11 protein-coding genes are annotated in these 22,125 nt (G+C 70.0%); 6 read left to right on the forward strand and 5 right to left on the reverse strand.

The window, feature by feature from the left end; translation table 11 throughout:
* Positions 1-110 precede the first annotated feature (110 nt).
* Positions 111-1,310, reverse strand: coding sequence for a multidrug effflux MFS transporter (locus VHL31_RS21995; protein WP_329663388.1), 1,200 nt, complete (start codon positions 1,308-1,310; stop codon positions 111-113).
* Positions 1,311-1,408: 98 nt separating this feature from the next.
* On the opposite strand from VHL31_RS21995, the gene VHL31_RS22000 reads away from it, so the two are divergent.
* Positions 1,409-2,746 carry a dihydroorotase gene (locus tag VHL31_RS22000; RefSeq protein WP_329663389.1) on the forward strand — a complete coding sequence of 446 codons (1,338 nt, stop codon included), beginning with the start codon at positions 1,409-1,411 and terminating at the stop codon, positions 2,744-2,746.
* Positions 2,747-2,758: 12 nt separating this feature from the next.
* Here the strand turns inward: VHL31_RS22000 and VHL31_RS22005 are convergent, their stop codons facing one another.
* The 4 genes from VHL31_RS22005 to VHL31_RS22020 all read right to left on the reverse strand — a co-directional run bounded on the left by VHL31_RS22005 (position 2,759) and on the right by VHL31_RS22020 (position 13,629).
* Positions 2,759-3,283, reverse strand: a complete 525-nt coding sequence (locus VHL31_RS22005; RefSeq protein WP_329663390.1) for a hypothetical protein — start codon at positions 3,281-3,283, stop codon at positions 2,759-2,761.
* Between the two features lie 10 nt (positions 3,284-3,293).
* Complete coding sequence (gene mutS / locus VHL31_RS22010) at positions 3,294-5,942, reverse strand: DNA mismatch repair protein MutS (protein WP_329663391.1); 2,649 nt, start codon at positions 5,940-5,942, stop codon at positions 3,294-3,296.
* Between the two features lie 632 nt (positions 5,943-6,574).
* The gene (gene pbpC, locus VHL31_RS22015; RefSeq protein WP_329663392.1) at positions 6,575-8,800 is read right to left on the reverse strand and encodes a penicillin-binding protein 1C; all 2,226 of its coding nucleotides are present in this window, start codon (positions 8,798-8,800) and stop codon (positions 6,575-6,577) included.
* Positions 8,797-13,629 (reverse strand): alpha-2-macroglobulin, encoded by a 4,833-nt coding sequence (locus tag VHL31_RS22020; protein WP_329663393.1) that lies wholly within the window; start codon positions 13,627-13,629, stop codon positions 8,797-8,799. Before VHL31_RS22020 ends, pbpC begins: the two co-directional genes overlap by 4 nt.
* 125 nt (positions 13,630-13,754) lie before the next feature.
* On the opposite strand from VHL31_RS22020, the gene VHL31_RS22025 reads away from it, so the two are divergent.
* The 5 genes from VHL31_RS22025 (at position 13,755) to VHL31_RS22045 (ending at position 22,116) form a co-directional block, all read left to right on the forward strand.
* Complete coding sequence (locus VHL31_RS22025; protein ID WP_329663394.1) at positions 13,755-14,249, forward strand: thioesterase family protein; 495 nt, start codon at positions 13,755-13,757, stop codon at positions 14,247-14,249.
* Between the two features lie 401 nt (positions 14,250-14,650).
* A complete protein-coding gene (locus VHL31_RS22030; protein ID WP_329663395.1) occupies positions 14,651-15,523 on the forward strand; it encodes an aldo/keto reductase in 873 nt (290 codons plus the stop codon).
* A gap of 151 nt (positions 15,524-15,674) precedes the next feature.
* Positions 15,675-17,174, forward strand: coding sequence for an ATPase domain-containing protein (locus VHL31_RS22035; protein ID WP_414653800.1), 1,500 nt, complete (start codon positions 15,675-15,677; stop codon positions 17,172-17,174).
* Between the two features lie 50 nt (positions 17,175-17,224).
* Entirely contained in the window at positions 17,225-19,201 is a 1,977-nt protein-coding gene (locus VHL31_RS22040) for a hybrid sensor histidine kinase/response regulator (RefSeq protein WP_329663397.1), read from the forward strand.
* Between the two features lie 104 nt (positions 19,202-19,305).
* On the forward strand, positions 19,306-22,116 hold the full coding sequence (locus VHL31_RS22045; RefSeq protein ID WP_329663398.1) for a PAS domain S-box protein: 2,811 nt from the start codon (positions 19,306-19,308) through the stop codon (positions 22,114-22,116).
* The last annotated feature ends 9 nt before the right edge of the window (positions 22,117-22,125 follow it).

A 22,125-nucleotide genomic window follows, 5' to 3' on the forward strand; every position in this document is an offset into this window, starting at 1 on the left:
GCACAGCCCGTGCCAACCCACCCCACCCCCGCCATCCCCTCCACCAGCCACACCACAGCCGCCAAACCCGGACCCCACCACAAGGCAAACCACGCCACACCCGGCAATTCCTACCCGGCAAGAACTGCACCGCGGGGGAAAGCACGGGGAAGGAAGGCCAGCAGGCTGAGCAGGGCGCAGCCGAACATCGTGAGGAGCATGGGCCAGGCTGTCCCGTCATGCACCGTACCCACCAGCTGCGCTGCCGCCGCCGCCAGCGCCATCTGCAGGAAGCCGGCAAGGCCCGACGCGGTGCCGGCGAGCTTGGGCTCCACCGACAAGGCCCCGGCCTGCGCGTTCGGCACGGAGAGGCCCTGGAAGAACGCCACGAGCGCCGTCGGCAGGAAGATCGCCCAGGGTGCGACCGAGACCCATGCCACCAGGAGAACGGCCAGGCCAGCGCCGCCCACGTTGCCGATGCTGCCGACCAGGACCATCCGGTCGATCCCGAAGCTGCGGGAGATCCTGGAAGCCACCAGGTTGCCCGCCATGAACATGCCGGCCACCGGCAGGAACCACAGCGCGTAATGCGTGGCCGTGCCACCCATCACTTCCATGACCACGTACGGGCCGCCGCCGAGCAGGGCGTAATAGAGGGCCAGCGAGAAGGCACCCTGCAGGGCGTAGGCCAGGAAGTTCCGGTCGCGGAGAAGGCGCAGGCTGCCGTGCAGGAGGCCAGGCCCACCGGCCACGCCGACATGGGCCGGGCGCGTCTCCGGCAGCGACATCGCGGAAGCGGCCAGGATCAGCAGACCGGCCAGGCCGGCCGCGCCGAAGGTCGAGCGCCAGCCGAACAGATCGGTCAGCGCACCTCCCAGGATCGGGCTGATCATCGGCGCCACCACCATGGCCGTGGTCACGACGGCGATCATCGAGGCCGCATCCTCGGGCCCGTGCCGGTCGCGGATCATCGCCCGCACGATCACCATCCCGGCGGCACCTCCGGCCGCCTGGACCACCCGAGCCACCACCAGCATGACGATCGAGCTGGCCAGGACGGACCCGATGCTGCCGACCAGGAAGACGACCAGGCCGATCAGCACGGCGGGGCGCCGGCCGATCCGGTCCGAAAGCGGCCCGAACAGGAGCGTGGCGACCGCAATCGACAGGGTCGAGAGCGACAAGGTGAGCTGCGCCAATGCGCTGCTGACCATGAAGTGGGACTGGATGGCCGGGATCGCCGGCAGGAAGATCTGCAGGGCCGCCGGCCCCAGCCCGGTCAGGACCACGAGCAGCGCCAGGAACCCACGCCCGTCGGCTGGCGCCTTCATCACGTTCACCCTTCCGCTCAGCCCGTTTGGCGGGCACGGATGGATGGAGCGGCGGCCATTTGGCAAGAGCGTCGCGCAGGCATCGGCCGGGGAGATCCGTGTTGCAGTCCTTCGATCTGGTGATCCGCGGCGGTTCGGTCGCCACGCCGGGCGGCGTCGTCGCCGCCGATGTCGGGGTGACCGCCGGCAGGATCGCGGCCATCGGCGCGCTGACGGCGCATCCTGCCGCCGAGACGCTGGACGCCAGCGGCCTGCACGTCCTGCCGGGCGTCATCGACAGCCAGGTGCATTTCCGCGAGCCGGGCCTCGAGCACAAGGAAGACCTGGCGTCGGGCAGCGAGGCGGCGGTGCTGGGCGGGGTCACCACCGTGTTCGAGATGCCCAACACGCAGCCGGCCACCACCGACGCCGCCGCCCTGGCCGACAAGCTGCGCCGGGCCGAGGGGCGGATGCACTGCGACCACGCCTTCTATGTCGGGGCGACGGCCGCGAACATCGGCGATCTCGCCAGCCTGGAGCGGCTGCCGGGAAGTGCCGGGATCAAGATCTTCATGGGCAGTTCGACCGGCTCGCTGCTGGTGGAGGACGATGGGGCCCTGGCGGACGTCCTGCGCTCGGGGCAGCGCCGGGTCGCGGTGCATGCCGAGCACGAGCCGCGGCTGCGGGAACGCAAGGCATTGGCCGAAGCGTCGGGCCAGGCGGAGTTCCATCCGACGTGGCGCGACGTGGAGACCGCGGTCACGGCCACCACGCGGCTGCTGCGCGCTGCCGGCACGACCGGGCGCCGCGTCCATGTGCTGCACGTGACGACCGCCGAGGAAATCGAGCTGCTGGCAGCGGCCCGCGACATCGCGACAGTGGAGGTGACGCCGCATCACCTGACCCTGGAGGCGCCGGACTGCTACCGGCGGCTCGGCACGCGGGCACAGATGAACCCGCCGGTGCGCGATGGGCGACACAAGGCGGCGCTATGGCAGGCGATCGCCGACGGCGTGGTCGACGTGCTGGGCTCGGACCACGCGCCGCATACGCTGGAGGAGAAGAGCAAGCCCTACCCGGCCAGCCCGTCCGGGATGACGGGCGTGCAGACCCTGCTGCCCTTGATGCTCGACCATGTCGCCCAGGGAAGGCTCACGCTGGAGCGGCTGGTCGACCTGACGGCGCACGGGCCGCAGCGGATCTTCCAGCTGGCCGGCAAGGGCCGCATCATGCGCGGCTACGATGCGGACCTCGTCCTGGTCGACCTTGGGGCACGCTGGCGGATCGACCGGTCCTGGCTGCGCTCGCGCGCGGGCTGGAGTCCCTACGAGGATGTCGAGGTGACGGGGCGCCCGGTCGCCACGCTGCTGCGCGGGCAGGTGGTGGCACGGGACGGCGCCCTGGTCGGCGAGCCGTTGGGCAAGCCTGCCCGGTTCGCGGAAACCCTGCTGACCTGACCGCCGGCCTGATCAGGAGGTCTTGCGCTTGGGCAGGACGTCCTTGAGCATCGCAGCCCCGCTGCCGAGCCGGCCGATCAGCCGGTCCCAGTCGACCGCATCGGGATCCCGCGCCACCTCCATCACCGGCCGATCATCCAAGGCGATGTCGGCCGAGACTTCCTCGCGGGTCAGCAGGCCGTCGCCATCCACGTCGTAGCTGGCGAACAGTTCGTCGATGCCGACATAGTCGATGGCGAGCAGGGTCACGACTGCACCGCGCTTGTCCGCCGGATGCAGCTCGCCGGAATGGGCCAGCACCCACTGGCGCGCATGGTCGCGCATGATCTCGGCTTCGGCCAGATCCAGCGCTCCGTCGCGGTTGTTGTCCGCGAAGCGGAAGATGCGCTCGAAGCAGGCACTCGACGCCGCCGACGCGCAGGCCGAGCCGGTTTCCCGCACGAACCGGTCGAAGGCGGCAGGCGTGGGCGTGGCTGCATCGACTGCGCCCGCGAGCGGCAGGAGGAGGAACGAAGCGGCGATCATGAGCTTGTTCATGTGCCCGAGCCTAGCAGGAACCTGCCACCGCCTTCAGCTGGTAGATGAGCTCCAATGCCGCCTTTGGCGCCAGCGTGTCCGGATCGACACTATCCAGGATGCGACGCAGCTCCCGACCGGCATCATCGGCCTGCTGCACCTCCCCCTGCATGTCGCTCGGCTCCTCCTCGTGCTCCAGGAGCGCCAGGAGCGGCAGGTCCTGCGCCAGCCGGGCCGCGGTGCCCTTCGCCTCGTTCCTCTCCAGCTTGCCCAGGATCTCGCGGGCGCGGCGCAGCACGGGCTTGGGCAGGCCGGCCAGGGCCGCGACATGGATCCCGTAGGAGCTTTCCGCGGCACCCCGGCCGATCTCGTGCAGGAACACGATGCTGCCCTGCCACTCCTTCACCTTCACCCGCTGCAGCGCCAGCCGGGGCAGGCTCGCCGCCAGATGGGTCAGCTCGTGGTAATGGGTGGCGAACAGGCCCCGGCAGCGGATCTTGTCGTGGAGATGCTCGACCACCGCCCAGGCGATCGAGAGGCCGTCCCAGGTCGAGGTGCCACGGCCGATCTCATCCAGGACCACGAGGCTCCGCTCGGTGGCCCGTGCCAGGATCGTGGAGGTCTCCAGCATCTCCACCATGAAGGTGGAACGCCCGCGCGCCAGATCATCGGCAGCGCCCACGCGGGAGAACAGGCGATCGACCAGACCGATGCGGGCTTCCTGGGCCGGCACGAACGAGCCGGCCTGAGCCAGGACTGCGATCAGCGCGTTCTGGCGGAGGAACGTGCTCTTGCCCGCCATGTTCGGACCGGTCAGGAGCCAGAGCCGCTGCTCGGGCGCCAGGTCGCAGTCGTTCGCCACGAACGGCTGGCCCGCCGCGGCCAGCGCCGCCTCCACGACCGGGTGGCGGCCACCGCGCACGAGGAAGACGGGTTCCTCGACCAGTTCCGGCCGGACCCAGTTGCGCTCGCGCGCCAGCTCCGCCAGGCCAGCCGCCACGTCGAGTTCGGCCAGCGCCTCGGCGGCAAGGCGCAGAGCGGGGGCGTGATCCAGCGCCTGCGCGCAGAGCGCGGCGAAGATCGCCCGCTCGCGGGCCTGGGCACCGTCGGCGGCCTCGCCCAGTGCCCGCTCCAGGGCCTGGAGCTCCACGGTGGTGTAGCGCATGGCGCCAGACAGGCCCTGCCGGCGGACGAAGTCGGGCGGCACCTTGCCGTCCTGCGCGGTCGGCACCTCGACATACCAGCCGAGCATCCCGTTATGCCGGACCTTCAGGTTGCCGATGCCGGTGTCCTCGCGCAGGCGGCGCTCGAAGACCTCCAGGTGGGCACGACCGGCGTCGCGCATGGAGACGAGCCGGTCGTACTCGGCATCCACCCCAGGGCGGAGCAGGCTGCCATCCTCGACGCGCAGCGGTGCCGGCTCCGCCAGGGTTTCCAGGATGGAGCGGGCGAGCGGCTCCAGGCCGGTGAGCTGCGGGAGCAGGCCTGCCAGCGGCGACGGCGTGTCGCCCAGCTCCAGCGCGATCCGGCCGGCCCGATCCGCGGCATCCCCCAGCGAGCGGAGATCGCGCGGGCCGCCGCGCTCAGCCGCAAGCCGCGCCAGCGGCCGCTCCGGGTCGGACATGCCCGCCAGGATCGCGCGCAGCCTCGCACGCAGGCGGTCATCGTCGGCCAGGAACGAGACCTTGTCGGCGCGCGGGCGGATCAGCTCCAGCCGGGCCGCCGGCTCCGCGATCCGCCGGGCGAGCAGGCGGGCGCCGATGGCGCTGGTAGTCCGGTCCACGACCGCCAGCAGCGACCCCGCCCGCTCGCCGTCGGGACCGCGCATGAGTTCCAGCGAACGCCTTGTCGCCGGGTCGATCTGGAGCAGCGTCGCGTCGTCGATCCGCACGGGTTCGTGAAGGTGAAAGCTGCCGGATTTCTGGGTGAGCTCCAGGTAGTCGACCAGGGCGCCGGCCGCACCCGTCTCGGCCGGCTCGAACGCGCCGAACGGTGCCAGGTCCGCCACGCCGAAGCGCAGCTTCAGCCGCCTGGTGCCGGCCGCGGGGTCGAACCGGACCGCGGGCAAGGGTGTCAGCCGCTCGGCGAGGTCACGCAGCTGGGTGGCGAACCCGTCTTCCTGGAGCCGCTCGGCCGGGACCAGCAGTTCGGCAGGGGCCAGGCGGGCCAGGGCCGCGGCCAGCGCCTCCTTGGGCAGCGCCTCCATCTCGAGGCGCCCGGTCGACAGGTCGACCCGTGCGATCGCACCGCGATTGCCCTGGATAGTGACCGCTGCCAGCCAGTTGTGCTGCAACGGGTCGAGGAGCGCGTCCTCCGTGAGCGTGCCGGGCGTCACCAGGCGGATGATGTCGCGCTCGACCAGCGTCTTGCCCGCGCGCTTGCGGGCCTCGGCCGGGTCCTCGACCTGCTCGCAGACCGCGACCTTGAAGCCCTTGCGGATCGCCCGGTGCAGGTAGGTCTCGACCGCGTGGACCGGCACCCCGCACATGGGCACCTCCTGGCCCCGATCGCGGCCGCGCTTGGTCAGCGACACTTCCAGGACCGGTGCCGCCGCCACCGCGTCCTCGAAGAACAGCTCGTAGAAGTCGCCCATGCGGAAGAACAGGAGCGCTTCTGGGTGAGCCTCCTTCAGGCGTCGCCACTGCGCGATCATCGGGGTCGACGCCTCGTCGTCCCGCACCCTCAGCTCCCATGTTCTGGACCGGCACGCCGCCCATGCGGATCTCGCCCGGCGCGGAAGCTGGCAGGAACTTTTCCAGCGGTCCAGCACGCAACGGCACAGTCGCCATGGGGTTATCGCGCTTTAGTTGATGAACACTTGCAAGTCTGACGCGCTGCGTTAGTGTCGGTGCCTTGGCGCTGCATGGGCGGGCGTGGCAGGCGATGACCCAGAACCATCATTCCACCGATGCCTGGCTTTCGGCCGAGCTGACCGCCGACGGGCCGGCCGCCGCCGAGGAGGCCCGCCAGCTCTTCACCCGGCTGGAGTACCTGACCTGGCCGGACCGGGCACGGCAGCTGGACCGATTCTTCTGGACGCGCGCCAACGAGCAGCTGGGCCAGGAGGAGATCACCATGGTGATCAACCGCCAGGTGCTGGGCCAGGCCCAGGCCAAGGCGGTCGCCGCCTATGTCCACCATGTCAAATGCGTCCTGACGGCCGCCCTGATGGAGTTGGACGAGCGGGCCGTCGTGGAGTCGGCTTGGCAGGGGCTGACCTGGCTCCTGAGCCGCCGCGCCCATGAGCACGAGGCGGCATCGACTTGGCTGCGCTCGGTGGATCCGGGCGCGCTGCGGGGCCACCTGTCGGCGCTACCGGGGTTCGCCTTCCTCATCCTGGCCGCCACCCAGGATGACTCCGTCGAAAGCTTCCTGGCGCGCGATGCCTTCTGGGACGCCATGCTCGGGCAGACCCGGGAGCATGGCGGGGATCATGCCGGCCGGTTCGCCTGATCCGTTCCCTGCCAGCAGGCGCACGCGCGCGCGTGCGGCACGACCGTCGGCATCCACCACCATGATCTCGTTCCAGCCAGGGCCCGGCGACCGCCAGACCGTTTCGCGCCGTCGCGTGGCACCGGCGGCGAGCGGCGCTCCCTCGACATACCAACGATAGGGCAGCCGGCCACCGGCCGCTCGCAGCGGCACCGCGTCCGCCCGGCCCGCCTCCAGCACGCTGGCATCCGCCGGAAATTCCAGCCGCAAGGGCGGCCCGGCATCGGGCTGGCCCGCGAGCTGGTCCAGCCGCGCCAAGGCGGCGGGCGGGTCACCCAGAAACGGGCTGTCGGCCGGTGCCGGCGGCAACGGTGCCGGTTCGACGAGATCGAAGATCGCCGCCAGGATGGGGGCGGCACCGCCCAGGCCGCTGCAGGCACGCGCACAAGGGGCCGCATCGGAACGCCCCACCCACACGCCGGCGGCATGGCGTCCGTCGAAGCCGATGGCCCAGCCATCCTTAAAGCGGAACGACGTGCCGGTCTTGTAGGCGAGCACCCGGTCCGGCCGGGCACCGATCGGCCGTGGAACCTGCGCCAGGATCGACCGGAGCGCTGCCGCTGCCGCCGGCGTGAGCAGGGGCCGGTCCGACGGCACGGTCTGGCCAGGCATCATGCGAGGCTGGCGCACCTGCCCGTCGCCTGCGATCGCGCCATAGGCCGCCACCAGCTGGACCAGCGAGGTGCCGACGCCGCCCAGGATGACCGGCAGCCCGGCCGGCCGGCGCGGGTCCAGCTGCAGATCCAGACCAGCATCGGCGAGCCCCTGCACGAAGCCCACCGGTCCCAGCCGGTCCAGCACGGTCACGGCGGGCAGGTTCAGCGAGCGCTGCAGGGCCGCGGTGACGGTCGTCTCGCCGGAGAAGCCATCGTCGAAATTGTCGGGTGCATAGTCCGCAAACCGCCTGGGCTCGTCCCGCACGATGCTGCGCGGGTGGGCCTGGAAGCGATCGAACGCCAGGCCGTAGACGAAGGGCTTCAAGGTCGAGCCGGGCGAGCGGATCGCCCTGGCATGGTCGACCATGCCGTGGCGGGCGTGATCGGCATAGGCGGCCGAGCCCGCCCATGCACGGACCTTGCCGGTGGCATGCTCGATCACGACGACCGCCACGTTGACGGGTGCCGCCAGCGTGGCGGCCCTGGCCCGCAGCAGGCGCTCCACGCCCTCCTGGAGAGGCCGGTCCAGCGTCGTCACCAAGGGGTCGGCAGCGGCGGCGGGGCGGCGGGCCAGCAGTTGCTCGGCCAGATGCGGGGCCAGCATGGGCAGGCGCCGGCGCTTTGTTGGCACCGGCATGGCGGTCGCGGCGGCGGCCGTGTCGGCATCGATGGCACCACGCGCTGCCAGGCGCCGGATCAGCCGGTCCCGCGCGATCCGCGCCCGCTCGGGATGACGGTCGGGGCGCAGCTGCTCGGGCGCGCGCGGCAAGGCCACCAGCAGGGCCATCTCGGCCGGTGCCAGCTCGGCCGGCTCGCGGCCAAACCAGGCGAGCGATGCCACGCGCACGCCCTCCAGGTTGCCGCCGAAGGGAGCCAGCGTCAGCCACATCGCGAGGACGTCATCGCGGTCGTGGCGCAGCCCGAGCTGCAGGGCGCGGAAGATCTCCACCAGCTTGGCCGAAAGGGTGCGCGGCTGCGGGTCCAGGAGCTTGGCCACCTGCATGGTGAGCGTGGACCCGCCCGAGACCACCCTGCCCCTGGCCAGCCACTGCAGGCCGGCGCGGACCAGCGCCAGCGGGTCGATGCCGGGATGAAGGAAGAAGCGCCGGTCCTCCGCGGCGACCAGCATGTCCAGGAACAAAGGCGGGACCTGGTCGGCGCGGGTCATAAGCCGCCAGCTTCCGTCCCCGCTGGGAAAGGCCCGCAGCCAGGCCCCGTCCTCGGCCACGACGAGTGGCGAGCGGTCGTGGAACCGGGCAAGCGGCAGCGGGAACAGCCGGTCGAGAAGGAGGCCCACGGCGGCACCGGCGATCAGCACCGCCAGCAGCCCGGCCAGGATCAGGCCCGGCCACAACCTCGGCATGATCGCCCGCAGCCGGCCGGCGGTCACCTTGCCACGACCTCCAGCCTTCCCTTCGCCGTCCGGGCGAAGCTCGCCGGGTCGTACATGTCCTCCACCCTGGAGGAAGGCCAGACGAAGCGGCCGGGCGTGGTCGCCCGTGCGACATAGGCCAGGCGGAAGCGGTCCGACCAGCCGTCCAGGGCCACGGCGAAGCGATCGTCCCGCGAGACCCGGGCCACCGGCGATGTCAGGTCGCCCAGCCAAGAAAGCTCGTCGGTCTGCTGTGCTCCTTCCAGCCGCAGCGGCTCGATCTCCAGCCCCGCCGGCAGCAGGTCGACCAGCAGGGCCTCGCGGTCGCCCGGCTGTACGACCTGCCCTTCCAGCAGCACCACGACCCGCTCCCCCTGTTGAAGGGCGATGGTGCCATCTACGTCGCGCCGCTGCGGGACCGGGCGGCCGTCCATGCGCAGCACCGTCCGCCTGAGCGCGAAGCCTTCGGCGGCTGGCGGCTGCGCTTCCACGGGCAGGCCATAGACCGTGATCGTGCGGTAGAGCGGCTGGTCGCCCCGGTTCTCGATGCGAAGCGGCGGCATGCCCGGGGACAGGTCGCGCACGAGACGGAGCGGTCCGGCTTGAGATGGCCGCGACGCGCCATCCACCGCCAGCTCGACCGGCCCGCCACGCCCGGCCAGGAGGCTGGCGCCCGCGCGCAGGAGCCAGGCCTGGGTCTGGGTGTCGAGCGTGCCGGGATCGCCATAGGCAGCGGCGATCTGCGAGACGCGCCGCTCCTGCTCGTCCGAAGCGATCAGGTCGCTTTCCACCAGGAGGGACAGGCTGCCGGCAGCATCGCGCAGCTCGTTGCCATAGTCCAACAGCGCGGCACTCGTATCGCGCACCCCGTCCAGGCTCGCCGCCACGCGCTCGGCCCGCGGGCGATCGCCGGACAGGGCGAGAGCCGAAGCCAGCTGCGCACGGGCCAGGTCGCTCGGCAGGCTCGTGAGATAGCGCCCCTCGAGCCAGCGCAGGCTCGCCACGTCCAGCCGCCCCATCCGCGCCAGCACATAGGCCGCATAGGCCCGGGCCTGCAGGCCCGGCGGGCTGGCATCGTCGCTGGAGAATGCGACGGCCAGCCGGTCGGCCAGCCGGTCCAGCGGCCGGCCCGGCACGTGCACGCCCTGCTCGCGCGCGCGGAGCAGGAAATCCCCGACATAGGCGGACAGCCAGGTCTCGACCGGCGAGGTCGGCGACCATAGGCCGAAGGCGCCCCCGGCATTCTGCAGGTCGATCAGGCGCCGCACGCTGTCGGCAAGCCCGACCGTGGCCGCCGCCGGCTCCGGCCCCAGGCCCAGCGCGTCGCGCAGGCTGCGGGCGGCCAGCAGCGGTGCCGCCTTGCTGACGGTCTGCTCGACGCAGCCATAGGGATAATCCGACAGGCTCTCGACCAGACGGGCCAGGCCCAGCTCCGGCAGCGGGCCGACCGACACCTCGACCTTGACCGTTCCGGGCAGGAAGCCTGCCGCCAGCGCCTCGTCGATCACCAGGGACTGGCCGGGTCCGAGGTCGCCGACGGTCCGCTCGGCCTGGTGAGGCCAGGGGCTGCGCACGGCCAGCGGAAAGCCCTGGCGGACCGTTGTTCCGTCCGGTGCGGTCAGCTTCATCTGGGCGCCTGCCGTGCCGGGTGCCTCGCCGGCCCGGGCGGTCAGCGAGCGGCGTGCTGCCTTGCCGGGTGCCAAGTCCAGCGGCAGGGGACGGGCGGGCTCGATGGTGAGCGGCCCGGCGGTCGCGACCTCGGCGGACCACAGGCCGGTCGGTCCATCCACATGGTGGGCATCCAGCGTGAGCTGCGCCTCGTCGCCGGTGGCAAGGAACCGGGGCCGGGTCAGCTCGGCGACGATCGGGCCGCGCACGATGCTCTTCGCACCGGCACGACCCATCCGCTTGGCACTCCAGACAAGTGCCGCGACATCGACGCGACCGGCGAAATCGGGCATGGCGAAGGTAGCGGTGGCCGTGCCGTCGCCGGCCAGCCGGAGCGGGCCTTGGGCCAGGCTGACGATCCGGTAGGAGCGGACCTCGTTGCCGGCGAACTGTAGCGACATCCGCGCATCGCCACCCGACACGACCCGCCCGCGCACGCCGTCAGGATCGATCAGGCGGCCATAGACGTCCCTGAGTGCCACGCCCAGCGCGCGCTGGCCCAGGAAATAGCCTGCGGGATCGGCGGGCTGGAAACCCGTCAGCCGCAGGACCGCGTCGTCGACCACGGCCAGGGCGACAAAGGCGGGCTCGTCCGCCGCCAGGCCCTGCACCTTGACCGTCACCGGCAGCGGGCCTTCCGGCCGGACTACGGCCGGCACGTCCAGCGCCACGTCCAGCCGGCGCTCCGCCACCGGCCCGGGCAGATGGCTCACGCCCAAGGCACGCGCCGGCAGCCGGGGATGGGCCGCGCCCGGCGCGGCCAGCGCTGTCGCGAGCACGTAGATGCCGCCGGGATCGACCGTGGTCGGGGGCAAGGTGACGAGCCCGCCTTCCGGGCCGAGCTCGGCTTCCACGCGGGCGCGCAGGCGACGGTCCGCCAGCGCCACGATGACGCGCGAGCGGTAGGGCGGGCGCACGAAGACCTGGATCGGGTCTTGGCCGCTCGCGGCCCTGGCCTGATCGACCGGCCGCACCTCGACCTGGTCCGGCCGCTCTTCGCCATCCGCAGCCGACCACCAGCCGGCACTGAACCGGATGCTCGCGGCAGCGATGCTGCCTGCTTCCGCCACCTCCATGCGGTAGCGTCCGCTCGCGACCGGCTGGTCCAGGGCCACGGTGCCGTCGGGACCGCTGCGCAGGCTGCCCGAATCGAGCAGCCGGTCGGTCACGACCGTCTCGACGCTCCAGTCGGTCCCCTGGCGTACCCAGAGATAGTCCACGTCCTCCTGGAAGAGCCGCCAGTCGAGCGGGATGTCGCCGCGCGGGCGGCCGCGGTCGTCCATGGCGCCGAAACGAAACGACGCCGTCCCGTTCTCCGGCAGGCCGCCGTCGAAGGCAGGCAGCAGCGCCACATGGCCTTGCGGCGCATCGACCGCCAGCACGCGCTCGGCGCTGACGGGCCGCCCGTCGACATCGCTCACCTGCACGCTCACCACCGCTTCCAGCGGCTGGCCGGCCTTGGGTTGCCCGATATCGACGGGGAAGATCGCCTTGCCCGATGCATCCGTCTGCAGGCTGGCCAGGACGCGGCGCTCGGGCAGGAAGGGCTCCTCCTCCAGCCCGAACCGCCAGCCCTTCCATGCGGCAAACGACGCTTGCGCGGCGCGCACGACCAGGTCCGCCGTGGCAGGCAGGTCCGCGCCGGGGGCGCCGAACAGGTAGTCCGCGGAAGCGACGACCTCTACCGGCTGCCCCGGTGCGATCCGGTTGGGCCCTGCCAGCGAGACCTCCAGCCGCGGCGGGACGATGTCGTCGACGGCAAAGGCGACGCGCCCGATCGCCGGGGCGCCATCGCCCACATGCGCGGTGACCGTCCATGTGCCGGGAAAGGCGCCCGCCGCCAGGGGCAGGTCGACGAGGGCACCACCGGCATCCTTCGGGTCGACGCGCACCCGGTCGACCTCGACCTGGTCGGGACGGGAGACCACCAGCACCAGCGGCTGGCCGGGCACGGCCTGGGCAGTGCGGTCGCGCAGCATCACGCCCAGATGCACGGTCTCGCCCGGGCGGTAGATGCCCCGCTCCGTCCAGAGGAAGGCATCCAGGGCACCCGGCGGCGTGCGCCCCTCCACGCCCCGGTCGGTCAGGTCGAGGCCGGCCCGCTCGAGGTCCAGCCAGATGAAGTCGCCGTCGCCGCCATAGGCGAACAGGGCCTGCGGGGCATCGCCGCCCTGCCCCCGCAGGTCGCCCGCCGTGAACTGCGCAAAGCCGTCCGGGCCCGTCGTCGCCCGTGCGATCGCGCGGTTGCTGCGCGTCATCAGGACGAGGTCGCGCCCGCCCAGCGGCCGGCCATCGGCAAGGCTGGCGGCATGGACGAGGAGGCCGTCATCGCCCTGCCAGGTGAACAGGCCGGTGTCGGTCAGCGCGAACCACCGGGTCGGCAGGCTCTGCCAGTCCTCGGGCGCCGCGTCGGCCGGCCGTGCCACCGCGACATAGACGCCGGGCGTGCGCTCGCCGAGCATCCCCGCCAGCGGCACGGCCGTGGTGACCTCGCGGTTCAGTTCCTGCTCGACCAGCACCTCGCCGGCGAACAGCCGACGGCCCGTCCGCTCGCGCAGCTGCTGCATGTCCCAGCCGCTCTGCTGCCAGCCGAGTGCTCCCTGGGCGATCCGCTCGACGAGGCTGCGGTCGGTGACCTGGAACAGCTCCAGGTGGATCCGCGGGACGTTCACGCTGGTGACCGGCAGCACCGGGTCGGCCGAGAGCGGCAACACGTCGCCGCGCCCGCGGAAGCTGACCGCAGGTGCCTGGTCGGGAATGGCGGCGTCGAACTCCGCCGTGGCCGCCAGCTGCGAGCCGTCCGCGGCCGCCAGCCCGGCCCTGACCAGGATGTGGTAGCGGCTGCCATGGGCAAGGCCGCCCACGCAGAGCCGCTCGCCGCGTGCGGACAGGGCACGGTCCCCGCCAGGGTCAACCTGGACGAAGGAGCGGAGGTCCAGGTCGGAAAGCTCGGCCAGTGGGCGGTCGAAGGTGACGCAGGCTTCCGGCGACGCACGCTCGGCCGACACGTCGATTCCGGTGGCCTCGATCGCGCCGGTCGCGGGCTGGTCGGACGACTGGCCGAGAACGGCCGGCGCGCCGAGCCAGATCCCGGCGATCAGCGTCATCACAAGGAACAAGGACGCCTGGCGCATGTCGCGGTTCTCGCGCTCCGTCGGTCGGGAATTCCAGCCCACCATGGCGGTGATCGTGGACCGAAAGGCCCGCTTCGTTCAACTACAGCCCACCGTGAACGGCGTCGCACACCAAGAAGACCGACGGGGTGCGGCAATCGACCGACAGCTGCGGGCAGGAGGAAACGAACGTGCAGGACAGTCCGTTGGAGCCGATCCACCGTGCGGTGGTGGCCGAGGAGTGGCTCGACTATAACGGCCACCTGAACGAGGCCTACTACGTCCTGATCTTCAGCCATGCGACCGACGCGCTCATCGACCTGATCGGGATGGACGACGGCTGGCGCCGGCAGAACCTGATGACGGTCTACACGCTGGAGACGCATGTGCGCTATCTCCACGAGGTCGGCACCGGGGCGGCCGTGAGGGTCAGCTGTCGCCTGCTCGAACTGGACCACAAGCGCCTGCGCCTGTTCCACAGCATGCTCCGCGACGATGACGGGACGCTGCTGGCCACGGCGGAAATGCTGCTGGTGCATATCGACCAGCGTGGCCCACGCTCGGCCGCATGGACGGACCCTGTGCACGCGCGACTGAACGAGCTTTTGGCCTGCCGCGCGGGAGAACCCTGGCCCGACGGCGCTGGCCGATCGATCGTGTTGACCCGGCCGAACAAGGGCAGCTAGCAGATTGCCATCCGCGACGGGGGCACCACCATGCAATATTGGACTCCGGCCAGCCGACACCGTCTCCGATGAGTGAAAAGACCGTGCCGTCCGGCCAGAGCCCTTGCATCGCACGTGAACAATTAGCCAAGGGCCCGACAGTATTGAGCAATCGCCGTTCATGTCGTCAGCGATCTGCAATTCCACACATAAATCATGCTTGAATTTCTGTCACCTGCACCACCACCCACCCAGTTGATCACAAATGCGTGATTCAATGGAACCTTAGCCTCGTCTGGCCCATGGCGATGTCGTCCGAAAGATGTTTGCACCAGTCGTGAAGTCGCGAGGTGACCTGTGCCTTGTCAGCTGCCAGGAATGTGCAGCTAGGATCGCCACAGGATCGAGAGGCCGAAGGACTCATGACCGTCACCGCGAACAGTGCAGGCACCGTGAAGATTGGCGGTGAGCTGGAAGTCGCCCGCATCGGGTTCGGCGCCATGCGCCTGACCGGCCAGCCCGGCAACTGGGGGCCCTACCCCGACCACGAGCACGGCATCGCGGTGCTGCGGCGGGCGGTCGAGCTCGGCGTCACCCTGATCGACACCGCCCATGCCTACGGCCCCGGCTTCAACGAAGCCCTCATCGCCGACGCGCTCCATCCCTACCCCGACAATCTCGTCATCACGACCAAGTGCGGGATCGCCAAGGTCGGGCCCGGCCTCAACTACCGCGACGGTCGGCCCAAGGCGGTCCGCGCCATCCTGGAAGCCAGCCTGCTGCAGTTGCGGCGCGACCATGTCGATCTGCTCCAGCTGCACTGGGTCGACCAGGATACGCCCATCGAGGAGACGGTCGGGACGATGCATGACCTCGTGCGCGAGGGTAAGGTCCGCCATATCGGGATCTCCAACGTCACGCTCGACGAGTTCAACCGCGCCAGGGGCGCAGCACCGATCGCTTCGGTGCAGAACCGCTACAGCCTGGCCGACCTGACCCACGACCCGATCGTGGATGCCTGTACCGAGGCCGGGATCGTCTTCTTTCCCTACGGTCCGCTCGGCGCCGACGCCTCGCGCCACGGGGCGCCGCTCGCATCGGCGTCGGGCCGGCTCGCCGGTGCCGCCGCCTTGAAGCACTGTACGCCGGCCCAGCTCGCTCTCGCCTGGCTGCTGGCACGAAGCCCCATCATCCTCCCGATCCCGGGAACCACGTCTCGCCACCATCTGGAGGAGAACGTCGCGGCCGGGACGATCAGGCTCACGGCCGACGAGGTGGCGGCGCTGGCCGACTAGCAACCTGCCGTATCCATGACGAAGGCGTGCGGCACCATGGCCGCTGGACCTGTTGGATGCAGCGGGTCCGACTCGGCTGGCAAGCCCGAAGGGAACGATCTATGGCCCCAGGGAAAGCTCGCGCGTCTGGCCGCCCGGGCTATTGGAGGCAATGACGATGAACGCCCACCTGTCGGGCAAGGCCAGAACCGGGCTGCCAGGCCTGGACAACGTGCTGGGCGGCGGCCTGGCCCGGGGCCATCTCTACCTGCTCGAAGGGAATCCCGGCACCGGCAAGACGACCGTCGCGCTCCATTTCCTGATCGACGGCGCGGCCAGGGGCGAGAAGTGCCTCTACATCACCTTGTCGGAGACCGAGCGCGAGCTGAAGGCCGGTGCGACCTCTCATGGCTGGACCCTGAACGACACGATCAAGGTGTTCGAGCTCGTACCGCCCGAGAGCCTGCTGGATTCGAACCAGCAGCAGAGCCTTCTCTACTCGGCCGACCTCGAGCTGGGTGAGACCACGCGCCTGATCTTCGAGGTGGTGGAGCGGGAGCAGCCGGACCTGATCGTGCTGGACAGCCTGTCCGAGATCAGGCTGCTCGCACAAAGCTCGCTGCGCTACCGTCGCCAGATCCTGGCACTCAAGCATTATTTCGCACGCATCGGCTCCACGGTGCTGATGCTGGACGACCTGACTTCGGACACGCTGGACCGCACGGTCCACAGCATCGCGCATGGCGTGATCCGGATGGAGGAGCTTGCCCCCAACTACGGCGCCCAGCGGCGCCGCCTGCGGGTGATGAAGTATCGCGGCCAGAGCTTCCGCGGCGGCTACCACGACATGACCATCAAGACGGGTGGCGTGTTCGTCTTCCCCAGGCTCGTGGCGAGCGAGCACAGGGCATCCGTTGCCAGCAGGGTGCTCACCTGCCAGATCCCCGAACTGGACGCGTTGCTTGGCGGCGGCATCGATGCGGGCTCGAACGCCGTGCTGCTCGGGCCGGCCGGAATCGGCAAGTCGATCCTGACCCTGCAGTTCATCAGCGCTGCCATTGCGCGGGGCGAGAAGGCCGCGCTGTTCATCTTCGATGAGGAACTGGGCCTGCTGCTCAAGCGCGCCCGGAGCATCGGGATCGACCTCGCCGGCCTCAAGGAGTCCGGCCATCTTCTGATCGAGCAGGTCGACGCGGCGGAGATGTCGCCGGGCGAGTTCACCCACTGGGTTCGCGACCTCGTCTCGATCCATCAGGTGCGCACGGTCGTGATCGATGGCCTGAACGGCTACCAGGCCTCCATGCCGGACGAGAGCTTCCTCATCCTGCACCTGCACGAGCTCCTGCAGTACCTGAACCGCCAGGGCGCCGCGACCTTCCTGACAATCGCGTCCCATGGGCTGGTCGGCGAGCTTCGGGTGCCGATCGACATCACCTACATGGCCGACACGGTGATCCTCCTGCGATATTTCGAGGCGGCCGGCCGGATCCGCCGCGCCATCTCGGTGATCAAGAAGCGGGCCGGCCCTCACGAGGATACAATCAGGGAGTTCCAGATCACCACCAACGGGATCAAGATCGGCATGCCGCTGCATGGGTTCCAGGGTGTCCTTCTTGGCGCGCCAACCTATGTCGGTGACATCGAGCCGCTGCTGGAGAAAGACGAGGCGTGACCGTCTCTGAGCGAGCGCTCATTCTTGCACCCAACGGACGGGATGCAGCCTTGGCCGCAGCCCTGCTGCAGGAGGGCGGAGTCGAATCGGCCATCTGCCGTGATGTCGGCGAACTGGTGGCGGGCCTGGCGGCAGGATCCGGGCTCGCCATCGTCACCGAGGAGGCGTTGCGGACCGCAGACCTGCGCGGGCTGGCGGACTGGATCGAGCAGCAGCCCGCCTGGTCCGACTTTCCTTTCATCCTGCTCACCGAGCGGGGCGACGGGCCTGAGCGCAACCCGCTGGCGACCCGGCTGTCGAACGTGCTGGGCAATGTCATCTTCCTCGAGCGGCCGTTTCATCCGACTACCCTGATCGGGATCGTCCGCAGCGCCCTGCGCGGACGCAGGCGGCAGTACCAAGCCCGTGCGCAGATGGAGGCCATCCGCGAAAGCGAGGAGCGCCTCGGCATCGCGCTCACGGCCGGGCGGCTGGGTACCTGGGAAATCGACCTCGGCACCGGCATGCTGTCGGCCTCCGGTCAGTGCAGGATCCATTTCGGCAGGACCGAAGGCCAGGAATTCACCTGCAAGGCACTCGTGGACACCATCCACCCGGACGACCGGCCAAGGATGCAGGCCGCCGTCGAGCACTCCATCGCGACCGGGGCCGACTACATGATCGACTATCGCGTGGTCTGGCCCGACGGCAGCGTCCACTGGCTCGAGATCAAGGGCCGGCGCGTCCAGGACCGGCGGGGCTCCCGGCTGATCGGCGTGTCCAGGGACGTCACCGCCCAGAAGAAGGCCGAGGAGGACCTGGTCCGGTTCAGCGAGACGCTGGAGCAGCAGGTGCAGGAGCGCACGGCCGAACTCCATCAGAAGGAGGAGGCCCTGCGCCACATCCAGAAGATGGAGGCGATCGGCGAACTCACCGGCGGTGTCGCGCACGACTTCAACAACCTGCTGATGGCGGTGCTGGGCAATCTGGAGCTGCTGCAGCGAAGGATCCCCGACGACCCCCTGCTGCATCGCTACCTCGACGGTGCCCTGCAGGGCGCCAGGCGCGGTGCCGCCCTGACCCAACGCCTGCTGGCGTTCGCGCGCCGCCAGGACCTGAAGCCCGAGCCAGTCGACCTGATCCGCCTGATCGAGGATATCCAGCCGCTGATCGAGCGCTCGCTCGGTCCGTTGATCCTCCTGGACATCGAACTGCCGCGCAGCCTGCCGCCGGCGGTGGTGGATGCCAACCAGCTGGAGCTGGCCATCCTGAACCTGACGGTGAATGCGCGCGACGCCATGCCAAACGGCGGCCACCTCACCATCTCGCTGGACCAGGCCATACCGCCCAGCGGGCTGGGCCTCGGCCGCCAGCCTTTTCTGCGCCTGTGCATCACCGACACCGGCAACGGCATGGACGAGGCCACGCTGGAACGGGCGATAGAGCCGTTCTTCTCGACGAAGGAACGAGGCAAAGGTACCGGTCTCGGCCTTTCCATGGTACATGGCTTGGCCGTTCAGTTGGGCGGCGCCCTCGGCCTGTCGAGCAGACCGGGATCGGGGACGACGGCAGAACTCTGGCTGCCGATATCGGAGGCGTGCGTGCAACCTGCCGAATCGCGGGTCGACCATATCGAGCAAACGTCGGGCGCCACCATCCTGCTCGTGGACGATGATGCCCTGATCGCGATGAGCACGACGGATATGCTGGAGGATCTCGGCCACATCGTGCTCGATGCCTATTCGGGACGTCAGGCGCTGGAGATCCTGGAATCCGGCGTCCATGTCGATGCGATCATCACCGATCATGCCATGCCCGGCATGACCGGCGTCGAGTTCGCGATCAGGGCGCGGGAGTTGAGGCCTGCGATCCCGATCCTGCTGGCGACCGGTTATGCGGAGCTGCCCGCGGGGATGGAGATCGACCTGCCGCGCCTCGGCAAGCCCTATCAGCAGCGCGATCTGGTCGAGAAGCTGTCCAAGCTGCTGCCGGGCAAGGATCGGCCATTGGCATCCCAGACGGTCCGCACGGCCGGCACCGCCTCCTGATCATGCTCGGTCGGTGACGTCGTACGACCATGATTGAAACGAGCCGTCGATCGACGCATGCCAGCCGGCCGTTGGTGGCAGGCGATCTGGACGGAGGCGCCGGCATGCCCGCCCGCCCGTCCGGCGAAATGGCGTCGCTGGTACGAGCGTTCGACTGGTCGAGGACCGTCCTTGGGCCCATGGAATCCTGGCCCGATCGCCTGAAGGCGACGGTCGACCTGATCCTCCACGCCAGGATCCCGATGGCCCTTCTATGGGGGGCGGACGGGGTGCTGATCTACAATGACGGCTATCGGGCGATCGCGGGCGGCCGTCATCCGGCGATCCTCGGCAAGAAGTTCTCGGATGCCTGGCCCGAGCCCGCCCGCCTCAACGCCCAGATGCTGGACGTCGTCCTTGGCGGCCAGGTCCTGCACTACCGGGACCAGCACTTGGTGCTGCACCGCGAGCACGGGCCCGAGGACGGTTGGTTCGACCTTGACTACAGCCCGGTCGTCGACGCCCAGGGCGTGCCGGCCGGCGTCCTGATGGTCGTGACCGAGACGACCGATACGCTGCGTACCGAACAGCGTCTGCGGATGGCTCAGGAATCCGGCGGGATCGGGACCTTCGAATGGTACCCGGACACTGGCCGGCTGGACGTCTCCCCGGAGTTCCGGAAGATCTGGGGCTTCGGGCCGCACGTCCAGGTGACGGACCGGATGCTCATGGACCTGGTGGATCCGATCGACCTGCCACGGACGGGGCCGGCCAGGATCGATCAAGCCAATCCCCTGGAATACGCCGAGTACCGCATCCGTCGGGCCGATGACGGCGAGTTGCGCTGGATCGCCCGCCGCGGCGAAGTGATCACCGCACCCGGCGGCCAGCTTCGCTTCCTCGGCGTCTCGATCGACATCACCGACCGCAAGCAGGCCGAAGAGGCGGTGCGGACCAGCGAGGCCCGCTGGCGCGGCCTGTTCGAGCAGATGCAGGAAGGCTTCTATATCGGCGACCTGATCCGCGATGCGAGCGACATGCCCGTCGACTTTCGCTTCGTCGAGGTCAATCCGGCCTTCGAGGTGCATACCGGCCTGCCCTGGCATGCCATGATCGGAAAGAGGGTCCGGGACGTCATCCCCGGGGCGCTGGAGCACCTGCTGCCGATCTTCGCCCGGGTGGTCGAGACGGGCACGCCCGAGCAGTTCGAGGCGCAGATCCCGGCTCTGGAGGACCGCTGGTTCGAGGCACGGGCCCGGCTGGTCGGCGGCGACCGGTTCGCGGTCCTGTTCATCGACATCACCACCCGCAAGCTCATCGAGACGGCCCTGGCCGAGAGCGAGGCACGCTTTCGCTCATTGGCGCAGTCGGTCCCGAACCATGTCTGGGCGGCCGGACCGGACGGCCGGCTGGACTGGTTCAACGACCGGGTCTGCCGCTACAGCGGGATGGACGCGGCAACGCTTTCCGGCGACGGCTGGGAGTCCATCGTCCATCCCGAGGACCAGGCGACCACCACCCTGCACTGGAAGGCGGCGCTGGCTGACGGCAGTGCCTACCAGACCGAGTTCCGCCTTCGGCGCCATGACGGTGTCTATCGCTGGCACATCGCCCGGGCACTGCCAATCCGGTCGGAGGACGGGCAGATCCGCCGCTGGATCGGCACCAACACCGATATCGACGACCGAAAGTCGACCTCGGACGCCCTGGCTAGGCTGGCCGAAACCCTGGAGGAGCGGGTTGCCGAGCGAACCGCGGAGCTGACCAGGGCCCACGAGGCGCTCCGGCAGAGCCAGAAGATGGAGGCGGTCGGCCAGTTGACGGGCGGGATCGCCCATGATTTCAACAACCTGCTGCAAGGGATCGTCGGCTCGCTGGACATCGTGCAGCGCCGGCTTGGCCAGGGGCGCGTGGACGATGTCGACCGCTTCGTGAGCGGTGCCATGGCGTCTGCCAACCGTGCCGCCGCCCTTACCCACCGCCTCCTGGCGTTCTCCCGCCGCCAGCCGCTCGACCCGAAGCCGTTGCGGGCCAATCCGCTGCTGGGATCGATGGAAGACCTGCTGCGGCGGACGATCGGTATGTCCATCGACCTCGCGCTGGTAACGGCCAATGATCTCTGGGAGACGCTCTGCGATGCCAACCAGCTCGAAAGTGCGGTCCTGAACCTCGCCATCAATGCCCGTGACGCCATGCCGTCGGGCGGCAGGCTGATGGTCGAAACGAGCAATGCCTGGCTCGACGAGGAAGAGGCCGCCAGGGCGGGTGAGGTGCGGCCGGGGCCCTATGTCTGCATCGCCGTGACCGACACCGGGACCGGCATGCCGCCCGACGTGGTGGAACGCGCCTTCGACCCGTTCTTCACGACCAAGCCGATCGGCAAAGGCACCGGGCTCGGCCTGTCCATGATCTACGGATTCACCCGCCAGTCCGACGGTTTTTGCCGGATCCGTTCGGAGCCGGGCCGCGGCACCACGGTCAGCCTCTACCTGCCCCGCCATCAGTCGGCGGCCCCGGTCGAGGAGGCCGCGCCCGTCCGTCCGGTGGCACCCGAGGTCGAGGATGGCTGGACGGTGCTGGTGGTCGAGGACGACCTCACCGTTCGTGCCCTGGTGGTGGAGATCCTGCAGGAGTTGGGCTATCGCACGCTGGAGGCGAGCGACGGCCCGAGCGGGCTGCAGATCCTGGAATCGCCCGAGCGGATCGATCTCCTCCTCACCGATATCGGCCTGCCCGGGCTGAACGGCCGGCAGGTCGCCAGCGGTGCGCGTGCCTGCAGGCCGGACCTGAAGGTGCTGTTCATGACCGGCTACGCGGAGAACGCAGCGCTCGCGAACGGCTTTCTCGGACCGAACATGGCGCTGATCACCAAGCCGTTCCCCATGGACGGACTGGTCGATCGCGTCCGCAGGATCCTGAACGGCAACATGGAATGAGCCGACGTC

The organism is Geminicoccus sp. (genome assembly GCF_036263595.1).
Lineage (GTDB): Bacteria > Pseudomonadota > Alphaproteobacteria > Geminicoccales > Geminicoccaceae > Geminicoccus.

Coding starts and splice junctions, on each gene's coding strand:
- VHL31_RS22005 (WP_329663390.1), bottom strand. CDS start 3,283: ATGAACAAGCTCATGATCGCCGCTTCGTTCCTCCTCCTGCCGCTCGCG.
- VHL31_RS22045 (WP_329663398.1), top strand. CDS start 19,306: ATGCCCGCCCGCCCGTCCGGCGAAATGGCGTCGCTGGTACGAGCGTTC.
- VHL31_RS22035 (WP_414653800.1), top strand. CDS start 15,675: ATGACGATGAACGCCCACCTGTCGGGCAAGGCCAGAACCGGGCTGCCA.
- VHL31_RS22030 (WP_329663395.1), top strand. CDS start 14,651: ATGACCGTCACCGCGAACAGTGCAGGCACCGTGAAGATTGGCGGTGAG.
- VHL31_RS22020 (WP_329663393.1), bottom strand. CDS start 13,629: ATGGTGGGCTGGAATTCCCGACCGACGGAGCGCGAGAACCGCGACATG.
- VHL31_RS21995 (WP_329663388.1), bottom strand. CDS start 1,310: ATGAAGGCGCCAGCCGACGGGCGTGGGTTCCTGGCGCTGCTCGTGGTC.